Here is a 19,178-nt window from a genome sequence, read left to right on the forward strand (position 1 = left end):
GATCCCTCCTCTTCTGTCGCCCCTTGCCCCCGCCCTCCACCCTGTGGTCCACTCCCTTCGCCGCCACCCCGCCTCCCGACCCCGCCTCCCCGCCCCCGGCCCCTCCCCCCCCGCCCTCGACGCCCACGCCCTCCCCCACGCCCTCTTCCACGTCCGAGCCGTCCGGAGTACGACGGCGCAGCGTCCTGACGGCGGCCGCCGCGGCACCGGTGCTCGCCGGTCTGACCGGTGCCGGAACCGCGGCCGCCGCCACCGGCGCGGGCGGCGTCAGCCCCGGAGACGGCCCCCGCGCACTGCCCGGCGGCGGCGACCTGGGGCCGAACGTCATCGTCTTCGACCCGTCCACGGCCAACATCCAGGGGCGACTGGACGAGATCTTCCGGCAGCAGGAGTCGGCGCAGTTCGGCACCGGCCGCTACGCGCTGCTGTTCAAGCCGGGCACGTACAACGGGCTCAACGCCCAGATCGGCTTCTACACCTCCATCGCCGGGCTCGGCCTCTCCCCCGACGACACCACGATCAACGGTGACGTGACGGTCGACGCCGGCTGGTTCGACGGCAACGCCACGCAGAACTTCTGGCGTTCGGCGGAGAACCTCGCCCTCGTCCCGGTCAACGGCACCAACCGCTGGGCGGTGTCGCAGGCGGCGCCCTTCCGGCGCATGCACGTACGCGGCGGGCTCAACCTCGCCCCCGACGGCTACGGCTGGGCGAGCGGCGGCTACATCGCCGACAGCCGGATCGACGGCAGTGTCGGACCGTACTCCCAGCAGCAGTGGTACACCCGGGACAGCTCGGTCGGCGGATGGCTCAACGCCGTGTGGAACATGGTGTTCTCCGGCGTGGAGGGCGCGCCCGCGCAGAGCTTCCCCGACCCGCCGTACACCACGCTGGAGACGACGCCCGTCTCCCGGGAGAAGCCGTTCCTGTACCTCGACGGCGACGCGTACCGCGTCTTCCTGCCGGAGAAGCGCACGGGCGCACGCGGTGTGTCCTGGGGCAACGGCACCCCGCGCGGCACCTCGCTCCCGCTGACGCAGTTCTACGTCGCCAAGCCCGGCGTCTCGGCGGCCACGCTGAACCAGGCGCTGGAGGAGGGTCTGCACCTGCTGCTGACGCCGGGGATCTACCACCTGGACGGAACCGTCGAGGTGAAGCGCGCGGGCACGGTCGTGCTGGGCCTCGGCTACGCCACGCTCATCCCCGACAACGGCGTCACCGCGATGAAGGTCGCCGACGTGGACGGGGTCCGGCTCGCCGGGTTCCTCATCGACGCGGGGCCGGTCAACTCCTCGACGCTGCTGGAGGTCGGGCCGGCCGGGGCGTCCGCGGACCACTCCGCCAACCCGACCACCGTGCAGGACGTGTTCATCCGGATCGGCGGGGCGGGCCCGGGCAAGGCGACCACCAGCATGGTGATCAACAGCCGGCACACGGTCGTCGACCACACCTGGGTGTGGCGCGCCGACCACGGCGAGGGCGTCGGCTGGGAGACCAACCGCGCCGACTACGGCGTGGTCGTCAACGGCGACGACGTCCTGGCCACCGGCCTGTTCGTCGAGCACTTCAACAAGTACGACGTGCAGTGGAACGGCCAGCGGGGCCGCACGATCTTCTTCCAGAACGAGAAGGCGTACGACGCCCCCGACCAGGCCGCCGTCCAGAACGGCTCCATCAAGGGGTACGCCGCCTACAAGGTCGGCGACCAGGTCACCGAGCACGAGGGCTGGGGCCTGGGCAGCTACTGCTACTACAACGTGAACCCGTCCATCGTGCAGCACCACGGCTTCGCCGCGCCGAACCGGTCCGGGGTGCGCTTCCACGGGCTGCTCGTGGTGTCGCTGGGCGGCAACGGGCAGTACGAGTGCGTCATCAACGACACGGGTTCACCCACGTCGGGGACGTCGACCGTGCCGTCGACGGTGGTGCAGTACCCCTGAGCGTGCCGTGCCGGAGGGCCGCCCCCGCCCGTGCTGGGCGGGGGCGGCCCGGCGACGCTACCGCGCCGGTGCCGCGGCCGGTGCCGGCGCGTAGCCGGTGGGCCGGGCGGTGAAGGTGCCGCGGCCCTGGGTGCGGCTGCGCAGCCGGGTCGCGTAGCCGAACAGCTCGGCCAGCGGCACGGTGGCCGTGACCACGGTCGTACCGCCCCGCGGCTCGGAGCCGGTGACCCGGCCCCGGCGCGCGGCGAGGTCGCCGAGTACGGCGCCGACGGCGTCCTCGGGCACGGTGACCGCCACTTCCACGACCGGCTCGAGCAGGACCATCTCCGAGGCGCGCAGGGCGTCGCGGAGACCGAACCGGCCGGCGGTGCGGAAGGCCGTGTCCGAGGAGTCCTTCACGTGGGTCCGGCCGTCGGTGAGCGTGACCCTGAGGCCGGTCACCGGGTGCCCGCCGATCGGGCCCTCGGCGAGGGCGTCCCGGCAGCCTGCCTCGACGGCCCGCACGAACTCCTGCGGCACGCCGCCGCCGGTCACCGTCGAGCGGAACACGAACCCGCCCTCCTCCCAGGGCTCGACGTCGAGCACGACGTGCGCGAACTGGCCCGCGCCGCCGTCCTGTTTGACGTGCCGGTGGACGAATCCGCTCACGCCCTCGCCGACCGTCTCGCGGTACGCCACGCCGGGACGGCCGACCGCGACCGCAAGGCCGTGCTCGCTCCTGACCCGCTCCACCGCGACCTCCAGGTGGAGTTCGCCCATGCCCGACAGGACGGTCTGCCCGGTCTCCGGGTCGGTCCGCACGGCCAGCGAGGGGTCCTCCTCGGTCAGCCGGGCGAGCGCGGCGGCCAGCTTGTCGGTGTCGGTGGAGCGCCGGGCCTCCACGGCGACGTGCACGACCGGGTCGGCCACGCCCGGAGGCTCCAGGACCAGCGGGTCGCCCGGCGCGCACAGCGTCGAGCCGGCCCGGGCGGTCTTCAGTCCGACCACGGCGACGATGTCCCCGGCGACCGCCCGCTCCAGGGGGTCGTGCCGGTCGGCCCGCACCCGCAGGATGCGGCCGATGCGCTCGGTGCGGCGCGTGCCCGCGTCCCACACGGTGTCTCCCTTCTCGATGGTGCCCGAGTACACCCTCAGGTACGTCAGCCGTCCCGTCGGAGTGGCGTTCACCTTGAACGCCAGTGCGGTCGTCGGCGCCGCCGGGTCGGCGGGCCGTTCCTCCTCCGTGCCGTCGTGGGTGCCGCGTACCGGTGGCACGTCCAGCGGTGACGGCAGGTAGGCCACGACGGCGTCGAGCAGCGGTTCGACTCCGCGGTTGCGGTAGGCCGAGCCGCACAGCACCACCACGCCGTCGCCGCCGCGCGTGAGGTCGCGCAGGGCTGCGGCGAGGGTGTCCGCGGTGAGCGTCTCCCGGTCGCAGAACTCCTCCAGCGCGGCCGGATGGCGTTCGGCCACCGCCTCCTCCAGCAGCCGCCGGCGGCGTACCGCCTCCTCGCGCAGGGCGTCGGGCACCGGGCCCTCCTCGGCGGTCTCCGCGCCGTCGGACCACACGAGCGCGCGCATCCGCAGCAGGTCGACGACGCCGGTGAAGCCGTCCTCGGAGCCGATGGGCAGCTGCACCACCAGGGGTACCGGGTGCAGTCGCGCCCGGATCGAGGCGACGGCCGTGTCGAGGTCGGCGCCCGCCCGGTCCATCTTGTTGACGAACGCGATCCTCGGCACGCCGTGCCGGTCGGCCTGCCGCCACACGGACTCGCTCTGCGGCTCCACCCCGGCGACCGCGTCGAACACCGCGACGGCGCCGTCCAGGACGCGCAGCGACCGCTCGACCTCGTCGGCGAAGTCGACGTGCCCCGGGGTGTCGATCAGGTTGATCCGGTGACCGTCCCAGGTACAGCTGACGGCCGCGGCGAAGATGGTGATGCCGCGGTCGCGCTCCTGCGGGTCGAAGTCGGTGACGGTCGTGCCGTCGTGCACCTCGCCGCGCTTGTAGGTGGTGCCGGTGGTGTAGAGGATCCGCTCGGTGACGGTGGTCTTGCCGGCGTCGACGTGGGCGAGGATGCCGAGGTTGCGGATGGTGGCGAGGGGGTTGGTACGGGTACGCACGGCCGGTGGCCTTTCGCTGGTCTGCGAGCAGGGCGGCGCGATTCCCGGGACGGGTGGCACGTCGGAATGAGGTCACGGCCCTCAGGGCGTGCGTGACGGGACGTCAGAGACCGGTCTCGGGCGTCCGGTGCCGGCCGCGCGGCGGACACCGGAGGGCCGAGGACACCAGGATCACCTCGTACCGGGACGGGGGAACGACGGCAGCGGTGCTGATGCGCACGGCCCTGCTCCCCTCACTCGGTCTCGGTGTCGTGGTGAGTGTAGGGAGATCGCCGACGTCCGCGCACGGGGTTTTCCGGCGGCGGAGGCGGGGAGGGGGCGAACGCGACATGCCGGCCGGGATCTCTCCCGACCGGCATGTCACTTCTGCCTGATCTTGTGTCCGAGGGGGGACTTGAACCCCCACGCCCGATAAAGGGCACTAGCACCTCAAGCTAGCGCGTCTGCCATTCCGCCACCCGGACCAGGTGTCTGTCGCGGCGCGGGGTGTTCCCCCGCGGCGACATGGACAACCATACCAAGGTTTCGCAGCGCCTTTCACCTGCGTTTCCTTCCCCTGAGCGGCGGTCCGCGACCGGCGGGGCCGGGGCGCCTAGGGTCGCACCATGAGTGACTGGATGGTTACCGGGAGCCCGCATCCGCGTCGCCGGGCGCGGGTGCTGTCGCCGCTCAGGGAGCATCTGCGGGACACGTTCTGGTTCGCGCCCACCGCGGCGATGGCGGGCGTCTTCGTGGTGTGGCTGGTGGCTCAGGAGCTCGACGCCGCTCTGGTCCGTTCGCTGCAGGACGGCGGTGACTTCGACACGCTCGCCGAGCTGCTGCGGTTCGCGGACGACGCGAAGACGGTGGTGTCGGCGGTCGGCTCGGCGATGATGACGTTCATCGGGGTGGTGTTCAGCATCTCGCTGGTCGCGGTGCAGATGGCGAGCGGGCAGTTCACGCCGCGCGTGGTGCGGCTGTTCGTCCGCAGCCGGATCACCAAGGCGACCTTCGCGGTGTTCCTGGCCACCTTCGTCCTGACGCTGCTGGTTCTGACCAGCTACGACAGCACCCCGGACCCTCGTGCCGCCACGTCCGTGCCGCTGGTGCAGTCGGTGCTCACCCTCCTCATGGTCGCGCTGAGCCTGCTGCTCTTCGTGCTGTACGTGAACGGCACGCTGCGGCTGATGCGGATCGGCCATGTGATCGCCCGGATCGCAGCGGAGTCCTTCCGGGCGGCGGCGTTGATGCCGGCACCCGCCGAGGACGGGGAAGTGGACGGGCTGGGCCCGGTCACGGCGTGGGTCGCGCACGAGGGGAGGGCAGGTGTGCTGCGGGACGTCGGCATTGCGCGGCTGGTGCGGGTGGCGCGCGGGCACGGGGTGGTGCTGCGGCTGGTCCCGCGGATCGGTGACTTCCTGGTGCCGGGCACGCCCGTACTGGCGGTGCACGGCGGGGCCGCGCCGCCGCGCCGGGCCCTGCGGTACACGCTGTCGGTGGGGGTGGAGCGCACCTTCCACCAGGATCCGGCGTTCGGGCTCCGCCAGCTGTCCGACATCGGGCTGCGTGCCCTGTCCCCGGCGGTGAACGATCCGACCACGGCCGTGCAGGCCCTGGACCGGGTCGTGCAGATCCTGGCCGCCCTGTCCCGCCGCCCGCTGGACGCCGTGGTGCACCGGGACCGGCGCGGTGCGGCCCGGCTGGTGCGGTCCGTGCCCGGGTGGACGGAGCTGGTGGACCTGGGCTTCGCCGAGGTCCGTGGCTGCGCGGTGGGGGCGCCGCAGGTCTCGCGCCGTCTGCTGGCCGGGCTCGACGACCTGCTGCTGCTCGCGCCGCCGGAACGGCACGAACCCCTGCTGCGCCACCGCGAGCTGCTGCGGCAGGCCGTCGAGCGGGGCACGCCCGCCCCGGCGGACCGGGCCTTCGCGCTGCTGCCGGACCGCCAGGGCATCGGCTGAGCCGCTACGGCATCAGGTGGTGGTCGGGGAAGTTGCCGGGCAGCCGCTCCCCCGCCGGGCCGCGGGTGACGGCCCGCACCAGCAGCTCGCCGCCCACGAACGCGCCGCGCCAGGACGCGCCGTGGCCGCCGAACAGCTCGTCGCGGTCCCCGCGGGAGCGTGCCACGCCGTGGCCGACCTTGAAGGCGCGGATCTGCGGCGCCAGCCTGTCGTACGTCGCCGGGTCGTCCGTGGACAGGGTGGCCACCAGCGCGCCGTTGGAGGCGTTCATCGCGGCGAGCAGCTCGGCCTCGGTGTCGACCAGGACGATGGTGTCGACCGGCCCGAAGGGTTCCGCGTGGTGCAGCGGCGAGGACCGGGGCGGGTTGAGGAGGGTGACCGGATGGACGTAGGCGGAGGTGTCCTGGCCGGGGAGGAACCGCGCGTGGGCGGCGCTGCCGCGGTGCAGGGGCACGGCGCCCCGGTCGACGGCCTCGGCGACCTGGTCGTGCAGTTCCTTGGCCTTGGCCGCGTTGATGACCGGCCCGAGGTCGAGCGCCGGGAAGGGGTCGTCCGGTGCCTCGACGGCGAGCGGGTGGCCGACGCGCAGGGTGCGGACCGCCGGGAGGTACGCGGCGAGGAACGCGTCGAACAGCTGCCGCTGGACGACGAAGCGCGGGTAGGCGGTGCAGCGCTGCTTGCCGTAGTCGAAGAGGCGCGGGACGGCGGCGGCGAGGGTGTCCCAGTCGGTGAAGTTCCAGACGCCCCAGGTGTTGAGGCCCTCCTGTTCGAGGATGTGCCGCTTGCCGAGGTCGGCGACGGCGGTGGCGACGGCGGCGCCGGTGTCGCGGCCGCCGACGAAGGAGACGCAGCCGATCTCGGGGGCTCGCACCAGCGCCCGGGACAGCTCGCCCCCGCTGCCGCTGAGGAGGGTTATGGGGACGCCCTCGCGGGCGGCGAGCGCGCAGGCCAGGGTGAGGCACGCGACGCCGCCGTCGGTCGGGGTCTTGGCGATGACCGCGTTGCCCGCGAGGGCCTGGACGAGCAGGGCGTGGACGAGCACGCTCATCGGGTAGTTCCAGCTCGCGATGTTGGACACCGGGCCGTCCAGCGGGGCGCGGCCCTCGGTCATCGCGTCGATGCCGTCGAGGTACCAGCGCACTCCGTCGACGGCCCGGTCGACGTCGGCCCGCGCGAGCCGCCAGGGCTTGCCGATCTCCCAGACGAGCAGCAGCGCGAGCAGGTCCCGGTGCTGGGCGAGGGAGTCGAGGGTGGCGGCGACGCGGGCGCGGCGTTCGGGCAGGGGGACGTGGCGCCAGGCGCGGTGCTGGTCGAGGGCGGCGCGTACGGCGCGGTGGGCGGTGGCGCCGTCCAGCCGGGGCGGGCCGGTGACGGGGGTGCCGTCGACCGGGCTGGTGGCGGGCAGGACGCGGCCGTCGGCCCGCCAGCCGGCGTCCCAGAGGTTGAGGACGCGGTCGTCGCGGAACGCCTCGGGGGCGACGGTGCGGCAGCACTGCCAGGCGTCGGCCCAGGCGGTGCCGGACTTGAGGGTGAGGCCCTGGGTGCCCTCGGCGGTCGTCATGCGCGGGCCCCGTCGTGTGCGGCGCCGCCGAGTACGGAGAGGACGTGCCGTGCCGTCTCGGTCGGGGTGCTGCCGACCCGGACGCCGGCCGCTTCCAGTGCCGCCCGCTTCGCGCGGGCCGTGCCCGAGGAGCCGGACACGATCGCGCCGGCGTGGCCCATGGTCCGGCCCTCGGGAGCGGTGAAGCCGGCGATGTAGCCGATGACGGGCTTGGTGACGTGGTCGCGGATGTAGTCCGCCGCGCGTTCCTCGGCGTCGCCGCCGATCTCGCCGATGAGGACGACGAGTTCGGTGTCGGGGTCGTCCTGGAAGGCGGCGAGGCAGTCGATGTGGCTGGTGCCGACCACGGGGTCGCCGCCGATGCCGACGCAGGTGGAGAAGCCGATCTCGCGCAGTTCGTACATGAGCTGGTAGGTGAGCGTGCCGGACTTGGAGACCAGGCCGATGGGTCCCGGCTTGGTGATGTCGGGCGGGATGATGCCCGCGTTGGACTGGCCGGGGCTGATCAGGCCGGGGCAGTTGGGGCCGACGACCCGGGTGCCGCGCGTCCTGGCGTGGGCGGTGAACGCGACGGAGTCGTGGACGGGGATGCCCTCGGTGATGACGACGGCGAGCCCGATGCCGGCGTCGGCGGCCTCGGTCACGGCGGCCTTGGCGAAGGCGGGCGGCACGAAGACGACGGTGGCGTCCGCGCCGGTGTGCTCGATGCCCTCGCGCACCGATCCGAAGACGGGTACGGCGCGTTCGTCGAAGTCTACGGTGCGGCCGGCCTTGCGCGGGTTGACTCCGCCGACCACGTCGGTGCCGGCGGCCAGCATCCGGCGGGTGTGCTTCATGCCTTCGGCGCCGGTCATGCCCTGGACGAGGACCTTGCTCTCCTTATTGAGGTAGATCGCCATGTCGATCTGTCTCCTTATCCGGCGGTGGATGCCGCGGTGGCGTGCCGGGCGGCACGGCGGGCGGCGCCGTCCATGGTGGTGGCCTGTTCGACCAGAGGGTGGGCGCGTGCGTCGAGCAGGGCACGGCCCCGGGCGGCGTTGTTGCCGTCGAGGCGGACGACGAGCGGCTTGGTCGGCCGGACCTCGTCCAGGGCGCGGACGATGCCGTCGGCGACCGCGTCGCAGGCGGTGATGCCGCCGAAGACGTTGACGAGGACGGACTTCACGGCGGGGTCGGAGAGGACGACGGACAGCCCGTCGGCCATGACGCGGGCGGAGGCGCCGCCGCCGATGTCGAGGAAGTTGGCGGGCCGGGCACCGCAGCCGGCGACCACGTCGAGCGTCGACATGACCAGTCCGGCGCCGTTGCCGATGACGCCGACCTCTCCGTCGAGTCTCACGTAGTTGAGGCCCTTGGCCGCGGCCCGTGCCTCCAGCGGGTCGGCGGCCGTGTCCGGTCCGCTTCCCCAACGGGTCTGCCGGAACCGGGCGTTGTCGTCGAGGGTGACCTTGCCGTCCAGCGCCACCATCCGCCCGTCGACGGTCCTGACCAGTGGGTTGACCTCGACCAGCAGGGCGTCCTCGCGGACCAGTACCTGCCAGAGCCGGACGAGTACGTCGACGCTCTGCGGTGGCAGGCCGGCGGCGTCCGCGATGCGTACCGCCGTCGCCGTGGTGACGCCCGCCGCAGGGTCGACGGGGACGCGCGCGACGGCCTCGGGCCGCTCGGCGGCGATCTCCTCGATCTCCGTGCCGCCCTCGGCGGACGCGATGGCGAGGAACCGGCCGGCCGCGCGGTCGAGGACGTAGGAGACGTAGAACTCCCTCTTTATGTCGACGGGTTCGGCGAGCATGACCTCGCCGACGGTGTGGCCCTTGATGTCCATGCCGAGGACGTCCCGGGCGGCCTCCTCGGCCGCGGCCGGGTCGGCGGCGAGCCGCACGCCGCCCGCCTTGCCGCGTCCGCCGGTCTTCACCTGCGCCTTGACGACGGCGCGGCCGCCGAGCGCGCGGGCGATCTCGCGGGCCCGTGCGGGCGAGTCGGTGACGTCGGCCCTCGGCACCACGATGCCGTGTTCTGCGAAGAGTTCCCTTGCCTGGTGTTCGTACAGGTCCATTCCGGCTCCTGACTGAAAGTGCCGCACGCCCCCTGGACACCACCCACCGGATGCGGGATAACAAGCTTCATACAGTATTCGTCGACTGTATGCAATCTACCGCGAGAGCGCCCCAACCCCTCGTGAAGGGACAGGACTTCGCCATGCCCGACGACACCCAGGACCTCATCTCCGGCGGTCACCTCGTCGCCAAGGCACTCAAGGCCGAGGGGGTCGACCGCATCTACACCCTGTGCGGCGGCCACATCATCGACATCTACGACGGCTGCGTCGACGAGGGCATCGAGGTGGTCGACGTACGCCACGAGCAGGTCGCCGCGCACGCCGCCGACGGCTACGCCCGCATCACCGGAAAGCCCGGCTGCGCGGTGGTCACCGCGGGACCGGGGACCACCGACGCCGTCACCGGTGTCGCCAACGCCTTCCGCGCCGAGTCGCCGATGCTGCTGATCGGCGGTCAGGGAGCGCACACCCAGCACAAGATGGGGTCCCTCCAGGACCTGCCGCACGTCGACATGATGACGCCGATCACCAAGTTCGCGGCGACCGTGCCGGACACCGCACGGGCCGCCGACATGGTGTCGATGGCGTTCCGCGAGTGCTACCACGGCGCGCCGGGCCCCTCCTTCCTGGAGATCCCGCGCGACGTGCTGGACGCCAAGGTGGCGGCGGACAGGGCGCGCGTCCCGAAGGCCGGGGCGTACCGCGCCTCGACGCGTTCGGCGGGCGACCCGGAGGCGGTGGAGCGGCTCGCCGACCTGCTGGTGCACGCGGAGAAGCCCGCCATCCTGCTCGGCAGCCAGGTGTGGACGACCCGGGCGACCGAGGCCGCCGTCGACCTGGTCCGCACGCTGAACGTCCCGGCGTACATGAACGGTGCCGGCCGCGGCACCCTGCCGCCCGGCGACCCGCACCACTTCCAGCTGTCGCGCCGGTACGCCTTCTCCAACGCCGACGTCATCGTCATCGTCGGCACGCCCTTCGACTTCCGCATGGGCTACGGAAAGCGGCTGTCGCCGGACGCGACCGTCGTCCAGATCGACCTCGACTACCGCACCGTCGGCAAGAACCGCGACATCGACCTCGGGATCGTGGGCGACGCCGGGCTGGTGCTCCGGTCGGTGGCCGAGGCCGCGTCGGGGCGGCTCAACGGGGGCGCCGCCAAGCGCAAGGAGTGGCTCGACGAGCTGCGCGCGGCGGAGCGGACCGCGCTGGACAAGCGGCTGCCGCAGCTCAGGTCGGACGCCTCCCCCATCCACCCCTACCGGCTGGTCAGCGAGATCAACGACTTCCTCACCGAGGACTCGGTGTACATCGGCGACGGCGGCGACATCGTCACCTTCTCCGGGCAGGTCGTGCAGCCCAGGTCGCCGGGCCACTGGATGGACCCCGGGCCGCTCGGCACGCTCGGTGTGGGGGTGCCCTTCGTGCTCGCCGCCAAGCAGGCGCGGCCCGACAAGGAGGTGGTCGCCCTCTTCGGCGACGGCGCCTTCTCGCTCACCGGCTGGGACTTCGAGACCCTGGTCCGCTACGACCTGCCCTTCGTCGGCGTCGTCGGCAACAACTCCTCGATGAACCAGATCCGCTACGGCCAGGCCGCCAAGTACGGCAAGGAGCGCGAGCGGGTCGGCAACACCCTCGGCGACGTGCCCTACGACGAGTTCGCCCGGATGCTGGGCGGCCACGGCGAGGAGGTCCGCGACCCCGCCGACATCGGCCCGGCCCTCAGGCGCGCCCGGGAGTCCGGCAAGCCGTCCCTGGTCAACGTCTGGGTGGACCCGGACGCGTACGCCCCCGGAACCATGAACCAGACGATGTACAAGTGAGGTGAAGGCCCATGACAGCCAAGGCTCTTGAGGGCATCCGCGTCCTGGACATGACGCATGTGCAGTCCGGGCCCTCGGCGACCCAGCTGCTCGCCTGGCTCGGCGCGGACGTCGTCAAGCTGGAGGCGCCGAGCGGCGACATCACGCGCAAGCAGCTGCGCGACCTGCCGGACGTCGACTCCCTGTACTTCACGATGCTCAACTGCAACAAGCGGAGCATCACGCTCAACACCAAGACCGAACGCGGCAAGGACATCCTCACCGAGCTGATCCGGCGCTCGGACGTCATGGTCGAGAACTTCGGACCGGGCGCGGTGGACCGGATGGGGTTCACCTGGGACCGGATCAAGGAGATCAATCCACGGATCGTCTACGCCTCCATCAAGGGGTTCGGCGACGGCCCCTACACCGCCTTCAAGGCGTACGAGGTGGTCGCGCAGGCCATGGGCGGATCGATGTCCACCACCGGTTTCGAGGACGGGCCGCCGCTGGCGACGGGCGCCCAGATCGGGGACTCGGGCACGGGCGTGCACGCCGTGGCGGGCATCCTCGCCGCGCTGTACCAGCGGGAGCACACCGGGCGCGGGCAGCGGGTGAACGTGGCGATGCAGCACGCGGTGCTCAACCTCTGCCGGGTGAAGCTGCGCGACCAGCAGCGCCTGGCCCACGGTCCCCTCGCCGAATATCCCAACGAGGACTTCGGCGACGAGGTTCCCCGGTCCGGCAACGCGTCCGGCGGCGGGCAGCCGGGCTGGGCGGTCAAGTGCGCGCCGGGCGGCCCGAACGACTACGTGTACGTCATCGTCCAGCCGGTCGGCTGGCAGCCGCTCAGCGAGCTGATCGGCCGGCCCGAGCTGGCCGACGACCCGGAGTGGGCGACGCCGCAGGCCCGGCTGCCGAAGCTGGGCAAGATGTTCCAGCTGATCGAGGAGTGGTCGTCCACGCTGCCCAAGTGGGAGGTGCTGGAGCGGCTGAACGCCCACAACATCCCGTGCGGGCCGATCCTGTCCACCAGGGAGATCATCGAGGACGCCTCGCTGGCCGCCAACGAGATGGTCGTCACCGTGCCGCACCCCGAGCGGGGCGAGTTCGTGACCGTCGGGAGCCCGCTCAAGCTCTCCGACTCGCCGGTGCGGGTGACCAGTTCGCCCCTGCTCGGCGAGCACAACGAAGAGGTGTACGTCGGCGAGCTGGGTCTCGGCGACGAGGAACTGCGCCTGCTCAAGTCGAACGGGGTGGTCTGACGTGATGGCCGAGGACCGGGTGGCGCGGGTGCGGGCACTGCTGGACGCCGTGCGGGCCGAGGGGCGCACCGCGCTCACCGCGCCCGAGGGGAAGGTGCTCGCGGACGCCTACGGGATCGCCGTACCGGGCGAGGAGCTGGCCCGGGACGTCGAGGAGGCGGTGGCCTCGGCGGCGCGCTTCGGCGGGCCGGTCGTGATGAAGATCGTCTCGCCCGGCATCCTGCACAAGACCGACGCCGGCGGAGTGGTCGTCGGCGTGGAGGGGGCGGCTCAGGTCCGGGCAGCGTTCCGCCGGATCGTCGACAACGCGCGCGCGTACGACGCGTCGGCGCGCATCGAGGGGGTGCAGGTCCAGGAACTGCTGCCGCAGGGACAGGAGGTCATCGTCGGGGCGGTGACCGACCCGACCTTCGGGAAGGTGGTGGCGTTCGGGCTGGGCGGCGTGCTGGTCGAGGTCCTCGAGGACGTCACCTTCCGGCTGGCGCCGGTGGACGCCGACGAGGCGCTGTCCATGCTGGACTCGATCCGGGCGGCGGAGGTGCTGCGCGGGGTGCGCGGGCGGGCCGGCGTCGACCGGTGGGCGGTGGCCGAGCAGATCCGCCGGGTCTCCGAACTCGTCGCCGACTTCCCGGACATCGCCGAGGTGGACCTCAACCCGGTGATCGCCACGCCCGAGGGCGCGGTCGCGGCGGACATCCGGGTCATCCTGGCCACCGACACGCCGAAGGAGCGCCGCCGGTACACGCGCGAGGAGATCCTCACCTCGATGCGGCGCCTGATGCAGCCCTCCTCGGTGGCGGTGATCGGCGCGTCGGGCGAGCCCGGCAAGATCGGCAACTCGGTGATGCGCAACCTCGTCGACGGCGGTTTCGCGGGCGAGATCCACCCGGTGAACCCGAAGGCCGATGACATCTTGGGCCGCAAGGCGTACAAGAGTGTCACCGACGTTCCCGGTGAGGTGGATGTGGCGGTCTTCGCGATCCCCGCGCGCTTCGTGGCGGCGGCCCTCGAAGAGGTGGGCCGCAAGCGGATCCCCAACGCCGTACTCATCCCCTCCGGCTTCGCGGAGACCGGCGAGCAGGCGCTCCAGGACGAGATCGTGGCGGTCGCCGAGCGGTACGGCGTACGACTGCTCGGGCCGAACATCTACGGCTACTACTCGACCTGGCAGGACCTGTGCGCCACGTTCTGCACGCCGTACGACGTCAAGGGCGGAGTCGCGCTGACCTCGCAGTCGGGCGGGATCGGGATGGCGATCCTGGGTTTCGCGCGGACCACGAAAACCGGCGTGTCGGCGATCGTCGGCCTGGGCAACAAGTCGGACCTGGACGAGGACGACCTGCTGACCTGGTTCGGTGAGGACCCGCGCACCGAGTGCATCGCGATGCACCTGGAGGACCTCAAGGACGGGCGCGCGTTCGTCGAGGCCGCGCGGGCGACGGTGCCCAGGAAGCCGGTGGTCGTGCTCAAGGCGGGGCGGACGGCGGCGGGTGCGAAGGCCGCCGGGTCGCACACCGGGGCGCTGGCCGGGGACGACGCCGTGTACGACGACGTCCTCCGGCAGGCGGGCGTCATCCGGGCGCCCGGGCTGAACGAGATGCTGGAGTACGCGCGCGCGTTGCCGGTGCTGCCCGCGCCGGCGGGCGACAACGTGGTGATCATCACCGGCGCCGGGGGCAGCGGCGTGCTGCTCTCGGACGCGGTGACGGACAACGGCCTGTCGCTGATGGAGATACCGCCGGACCTGGACGAGGCGTTCCGCGCGTTCATCCCGCCGTTCGGCGCGGCGGGCAACCCGGTGGACATCACCGGGGGCGAGCCGCCGTCGACGTACGAGGCGACGATCCGGCTGGGTCTGGAGGATCCGCGCATCCACGCGCTGGTCCTCGGCTACTGGCACACCATCGTCACTCCCCCCATGGTGTTCGCCGAGCTCACCGCGCGTGTGGTGGGCGAGTTCCGCGCGCGGGGCATCGAGAAGCCCGTGGTGGCCTCCCTGGCGGGCGACGTCGAGGTGGAGGAGGCGTGCCAGTACCTCTTCGAGCACGGGGTCGTGGCCTACCCGTACACGACGGAGAAGCCGGTCGCCGTCCTCGGGGCGAAGTACCGCTGGGCGCGGGCGGCGGGACTGCTGGGGGGCGGCACATGAGGTGAGCCCGCGGAGGGCCGGCCGACGGGTGCGCGTCGGCCGGCCCCGGAACCCGCGCTGCGCACGAAAGGCATGGGACAGGGGGCGCTGGCCAGTTCTTTCGACGCAAGGGGTGCAGACGACATGACAACCACGGACGTCACACGGGTCGCCGTCCACCGGGAGGTGACCGACCGGAACGGACGCGTCTATCGCGTGGGCGAGTCCGACATCGACATCATGGGGCGGGGGCGCAAGTGGATGGTGATCCTGCCCTGGATCGGCATGATGGGCATCTCCTCCGCCGAGTACGCGTTCGCGTCCGCCGAGGACACGCTCCACGAGGCGCACCACTGGTCCAGCGGCAGCATCTACTGGATGATGACCGCCTGGATCTTCTGCCAGGCCGCCGTCGCGTTTCCGGCGGGGCGGCTGCGTGAGAACGGCAAGCTGCCGGCCCGCTGGGCGATGATGCTGGGGTCGGCGGGCACGCTGCTCGGCTATCTGTCCCTGGCGTTCGCGCCGCATGTCGCGCTCGCCTTCATCGGGTTCGGCGTGTTCAGCGGTATGGGCGCGGGCATGGTGTACGCGACCTGCGTCAACATGGTCGGCAAGTGGTACCCGGAGCGCCGGGGCGGCAAGACCGGCTTCGTGAACGGCGGATTCGCGTACGGTTCGGTGCCGTTCGTCTTCATCTTCCACGGCTACATGGACGGCTCCAACTTCCGCTGGGTGCTGGTCTCGGCGGGTGTCTTCCTGGCCGCGATGGTGGCCCTGGCCGGTTTCTACTTCCGGGACCCGCCGAAGAACTGGTGGCCGGCGGCCGTCGACCCGCTGAACCCGCCGGAGGACCCGCGGGCCCGGCGCTCGCTGGAGAAGAACCCCCCGGCGACCAAGCAGTACTCCCCGCTGGAGGCCTGGCGGACCGGCCGGGTGGCGCTGATGTGGTTCTGTCTCGCCTGCACCTCCGGCGTGAACATCTTCGGCATCGCCTTCCAGGTCGACATCGGTGAGGAGGCGGGCTTCGCGGCCGGCATCGTGGCCACGGCGATGTCGCTGAAGGCGATCGTCAACGGCACCGGGCGCGGCGTCATCGGCTGGCTCTCCGACCTCTACGGCCGCAAGCAGTGCCTGCTCTACGTCTGCGCCATCCTGGGCCTGGCCCAGTTCGGCATCATCTGGTCGGCCGAGATCAAGAACCTGCCACTGTTCCTGATCTTCTCCGCCGTCTCCGGCTTCGGTGGCGGTGCCATCTTCCCGATGTTCGCGGCGCTGACGGCGGACTACTTCGGCGAGAACAACAACGCCACCAACTACGGGATGGTCTACAGCTCCAAGCTCGTCTCCGGTCTGGGCGCGGGCATGGGTGCCGTGGTCGTGGGCGCCTGGGGGTACAACGGAGCCTTCACCCTGGCGGGCTGCATCTCGATCTTCGCGGGGTTCGTGGCGCTGTTCCTGCAACCGCCCGGACGGCCGAAGGACAAGCGCGTCGCGCCCAACCCACGGCCGCTCGGCGAGGAGTGACCGCACCACACGGCTTCGCGCGGTTGCGCACGGTTTCGTACGGACGGGCGGCCCTCCCCGCGGCGTGGGGAGGGCCGCCCGTCCGTACGGCGGGTCAGCAGCGCTTGCGCAGGGCCGCCAGGTTGTCGTAGCTGATCTTGGCCTCCCGCAGCGACTGCGCCGGGTCGGTGGCGCTCGGGGAGTTGTCGTCCTCGATCATCGGGTTGTGGTAGTTCCGCTCCCCGACCCGGGAGAAGAACGTGCGGTAGTCGATGACACCCGTGCCGAAGGGCACCATGTCGTAGCCCATGCCGTTGGTGGTGCTGACCACGCCGTCCTTGGCGTGGAACAGCGGGTAGCGCTTGTTGTTGCGGGCGACCAGACCCGCCGGGTCGAAGACGTCCTTCCGGGTCGAGCCGTCGTGGGCGGTGTAGGAGTGGAACTTGTACTGGGCCACGTGGGCCCAGAAGATGTCCATCTCCAGCCAGACCACCTTCGGGTCGGTGACCTTGAGGAAGTACTCCAGCTTCCGGATGCCCGAGCTGCGGGTCGGCCGGCCCTGGTCGTCCAGCGGGCCGCCGTCGAGCAGGAAGCCGTAGGCGCCGTCGTGGTTGTGGGTGTAGAGCTTGATGCCCTCGCGGCGGGCGATCTGGCCCAGGGCGTTCCACTTGTCGGCCGCCACGTCCCAGTCGGCGCGGTAGGAGCTGCCGGTGGGGTCGCCGCCGGTGCCCATGTGGTCCATGCCGAGGATGTTGGCGATCTCCAGGTGCTTCTTGAAGGTCTCCTTGTCCTCGGTGGTCAGCGGCCAGGAGGACGGGATGAAGCCGTGGTTGCCCTGGGCGCGCAGGCCGTAGTCGTCGAGCCAGGAGCGGAGCAGCTTCGCGCCCTCGACGGACTCCAGGCTCGCGCCGCCCGGGGCGTTGGCGTGCTGGTTGTATCCGGCGAACTCGACCTGCCGGTAGCCGTGGCGGGCGAGCTGCTTGAACACCTCGCGGAAGCCGGAGGGCAGGTCGGAGGCGAGGGGGTCGCGGGCGGTGGCGTCGCGGACGGTGTAGAGGATGATGCCGCGCTTGTCGGCGGGGACGAGGACCTGCCCGCGGCCGTGACCGTGGTCATGGCCGTGTCCGTGGCCGTGGTCTCTGCCGCGGTCCTGGGCGAGGGCCGGGGCGGCGCCGAAGACGGGCGCCGCGACGGCGCCGGCCGCCACCGCGGTGCAGGTGGAGAGGAAGCGGCGCCGGCCCACGCCGAGGCTGCGGCGGAGGCTCTCGTCCGGGCCGTCGAGGGCCGGGTCCGTGCCGGCGTCGGTGCGGGAGGGATCGGTGAACGGGCTCACGGTGCCTGCCTTCTGGGTCGTGGCCTGCCCCGATGCGGCTCGGGCGGGCCGTTGTCAGTGCCGTGTGTTCCACTCTCAGTAGTCGGATCTCGGGGCGCGGATGCGGGTGCGTCAGTCGAGACCGGCCAGCCGGAGCAGGAGTTGTTTCACATCGGTGGCCGCTACGCGGTCTCCGACAGCGCGGGGGGTGGAGCAGATGAGGAGCGGACCGTCGTCGTCGCTCGCGGGGAGGCGGCCGTGGCTGCCTCGGACAGGTGAGGGATCCAGGGGCACCACCGCCATGCGGTAGCGCATGCCGAGTTTCTTGCGGGCCAGGGCGGAGGCCGCCTTGACCTTGACGTAGGGGTCGAGCGGGTCCATGAACAGCTCGACCGGGTCGTAGCCGGGTTTGCGGTGGATCTCGACGAGCTGCGCGAAATCGGGCGCGCGGTCGTCGTCGAGCCAGTAGTAGTACGTGAACCAGGCGTCCGGCTCGGCGACTGCGACCAGCTCGCCGGAGCGGGGGTGGTCGAGGTGCCGGGCCTTCTTGCCCTCGTCGTCCAGGAGTTCCGCGATGCCCGGCAGTCCTTCCAGGGCGGCGCGGGTCGCGTCCAGGTCCTCGGGGCGGCGGACGTACACGTGGGCGATCTGGTGGTCGGCGACCGCGAAGGCGCGGGAGGCCATCGGGTCGAGGTACTCCATGCCGTCCTGGGTGTGCACCTCGAGGAGGCCGGCGCGGCGCAGGGCGCGGTTGATGTCCACGGGCCGGCTGACGGGGGTGATGCCGTACTCGGAGAGCGCGACGACGGTGCGGCCCTCGGCGCGGGCGTCCTCCAGGAGCGGGGCCAGCGCCGCGTCCAGGTCGGCGGCGGCCTTCAGGGAGCGGGGGTCGTCGGGGCCGAAGCGCTGGAGGTCGTAGTCCAGGTGAGGGAGGTAGCAGAGGGTCAGGTCGGGATGCCGGGTGGCCATGATGTGCCGGGTGGCGTCGATGATCCACTGGCTGGAGACCAGGTCCGCGCCGGGCCCCCAGAAGTGGAAGAGCGGGAAGGTGCCGAGCTTGTCGGTGAGTTCGTCGTGCAGGGCCGGGGGCCTGGTGTAGCAGTCGGGTTCCTTGCGGCCGTCGGCGTAGTAGACGGGACGGGGGGTGACGGTGAAGTCGGTGTCGGCGCCCATGGCGTACCACCAGCAGATGTTGGCCACGGTGTAGCCGGGGTGGGCGCGGCGGGCGGCGTCCCAGAGTTTGTCGCCGGCGACGAGTCCGTTGTGCTGGCGCCACAGCAGGACGTCGCCGAGTTCGCGGAAGTACCAGCCGTTGCCCACGATGCCGTGCTCGCTGGGGTGGGTGCCGGTGAGGAAGGTGGACTGGGCGGCGCAGGTGACGGCGGGCAGCACGGTGCCGAGCGGTGCGCGGGAGCCGGACTGGCCGAGCCGCTTGAGGTGGGGCATGTGGTCGAGGAGACGGGGGGTGAGGCCGACGACGTCCAGGACGAGGAGGGGGGTCGGGCGGGTCATGGCAGTTCCTTCAGGCCGAGGTCGGTCAGCAGGTCGCGGGCGAGGGTCAGCTCGGC

General features: G+C 72.0%; 12 protein-coding genes and 1 tRNA gene. 6 read left to right on the forward strand and 7 right to left on the reverse strand.

Annotation, left to right across the window (positions count from 1 at the left end):
* The first annotated feature begins 185 nt into the window (after nt 1–185).
* Nucleotides 186–1,940, forward strand: coding sequence for a coagulation factor 5/8 type domain-containing protein (locus DMH12_RS27195; protein WP_125494099.1), 1,755 nt, complete (start codon nt 186–188; stop codon nt 1,938–1,940).
* Between the two features lie 57 nt (nt 1,941–1,997).
* On the opposite strand, the gene fusA is transcribed toward DMH12_RS27195, so the two are convergent.
* Both fusA and DMH12_RS27205 read right to left on the reverse strand, forming a co-directional pair.
* Complete coding sequence (gene fusA / locus DMH12_RS27200) at nt 1,998–4,043, reverse strand: elongation factor G (protein ID WP_125494089.1); 2,046 nt, start codon at nt 4,041–4,043, stop codon at nt 1,998–2,000.
* A gap of 379 nt (nt 4,044–4,422) precedes the next feature.
* Nucleotides 4,423–4,507 (reverse strand) — tRNA-Leu (locus tag DMH12_RS27205).
* Between the two features lie 141 nt (nt 4,508–4,648).
* Between DMH12_RS27205 and DMH12_RS27210 the strand changes: the two genes are divergently transcribed.
* Nucleotides 4,649–5,980: a DUF2254 domain-containing protein gene (locus DMH12_RS27210; protein ID WP_125494090.1), complete on the forward strand. Its 1,332-nt coding sequence runs from the start codon at nt 4,649–4,651 to the stop codon at nt 5,978–5,980.
* Between the two features lie 4 nt (nt 5,981–5,984).
* On the opposite strand, the gene DMH12_RS27215 is transcribed toward DMH12_RS27210, so the two are convergent.
* Genes DMH12_RS27215 through sucC form a run of 3 tightly spaced genes read right to left on the reverse strand, consistent with a single transcriptional unit; the run spans nt 5,985 to nt 9,597 of the window.
* Nucleotides 5,985–7,541, reverse strand: coding sequence for an aldehyde dehydrogenase family protein (locus DMH12_RS27215; protein WP_125494091.1), 1,557 nt, complete (start codon nt 7,539–7,541; stop codon nt 5,985–5,987).
* On the reverse strand, nt 7,538–8,440 hold the full coding sequence (sucD, locus tag DMH12_RS27220; RefSeq protein ID WP_125494092.1) for a succinate--CoA ligase subunit alpha: 903 nt from the start codon (nt 8,438–8,440) through the stop codon (nt 7,538–7,540). The genes DMH12_RS27215 and sucD overlap by 4 nt, the downstream gene beginning before the upstream one ends.
* A gap of 14 nt (nt 8,441–8,454) precedes the next feature.
* The gene (sucC, locus tag DMH12_RS27225) at nt 8,455–9,597 is read right to left on the reverse strand and encodes an ADP-forming succinate--CoA ligase subunit beta (RefSeq protein WP_125494093.1); all 1,143 of its coding nucleotides are present in this window, start codon (nt 9,595–9,597) and stop codon (nt 8,455–8,457) included.
* A 143-nt stretch (nt 9,598–9,740) separates the two neighbouring features.
* Between sucC and DMH12_RS27230 the strand changes: the two genes are divergently transcribed.
* The 4 genes from DMH12_RS27230 to DMH12_RS27245 all read left to right on the forward strand — a co-directional run bounded on the left by DMH12_RS27230 (nt 9,741) and on the right by DMH12_RS27245 (nt 16,319).
* Nucleotides 9,741–11,423, forward strand: coding sequence for a thiamine pyrophosphate-binding protein (locus tag DMH12_RS27230; RefSeq protein WP_125494094.1), 1,683 nt, complete (start codon nt 9,741–9,743; stop codon nt 11,421–11,423).
* 11 nt (nt 11,424–11,434) lie between these two features.
* On the forward strand, nt 11,435–12,667 hold the full coding sequence (frc, locus tag DMH12_RS27235) for a formyl-CoA transferase (protein WP_122619017.1): 1,233 nt from the start codon (nt 11,435–11,437) through the stop codon (nt 12,665–12,667).
* A gap of 4 nt (nt 12,668–12,671) precedes the next feature.
* Nucleotides 12,672–14,816 carry an acetate--CoA ligase family protein gene (locus DMH12_RS27240; RefSeq protein WP_125494095.1) on the forward strand — a complete coding sequence of 715 codons (2,145 nt, stop codon included), beginning with the start codon at nt 12,672–12,674 and terminating at the stop codon, nt 14,814–14,816.
* A 123-nt stretch (nt 14,817–14,939) separates the two neighbouring features.
* Nucleotides 14,940–16,319, forward strand: coding sequence for an OFA family MFS transporter (locus DMH12_RS27245; RefSeq protein ID WP_185832569.1), 1,380 nt, complete (start codon nt 14,940–14,942; stop codon nt 16,317–16,319).
* A 94-nt stretch (nt 16,320–16,413) separates the two neighbouring features.
* Here DMH12_RS27245 and DMH12_RS27250 read toward each other — a convergent pair whose 3' ends face one another.
* On the reverse strand, nt 16,414–17,631 hold the full coding sequence (locus DMH12_RS27250; protein WP_125494097.1) for a sugar phosphate isomerase/epimerase: 1,218 nt from the start codon (nt 17,629–17,631) through the stop codon (nt 16,414–16,416).
* 111 nt (nt 17,632–17,742) lie between these two features.
* Complete coding sequence (locus DMH12_RS27255; RefSeq protein WP_125494098.1) at nt 17,743–19,122, reverse strand: nucleotide pyrophosphatase/phosphodiesterase family protein; 1,380 nt, start codon at nt 19,120–19,122, stop codon at nt 17,743–17,745.
* Nucleotides 19,123–19,178: the final 56 nt, after the last annotated feature.

It is taken from the genome of Streptomyces sp. WAC 04229, from assembly GCF_003947455.1.
GTDB lineage: Bacteria > Actinomycetota > Actinomycetes > Streptomycetales > Streptomycetaceae > Streptomyces.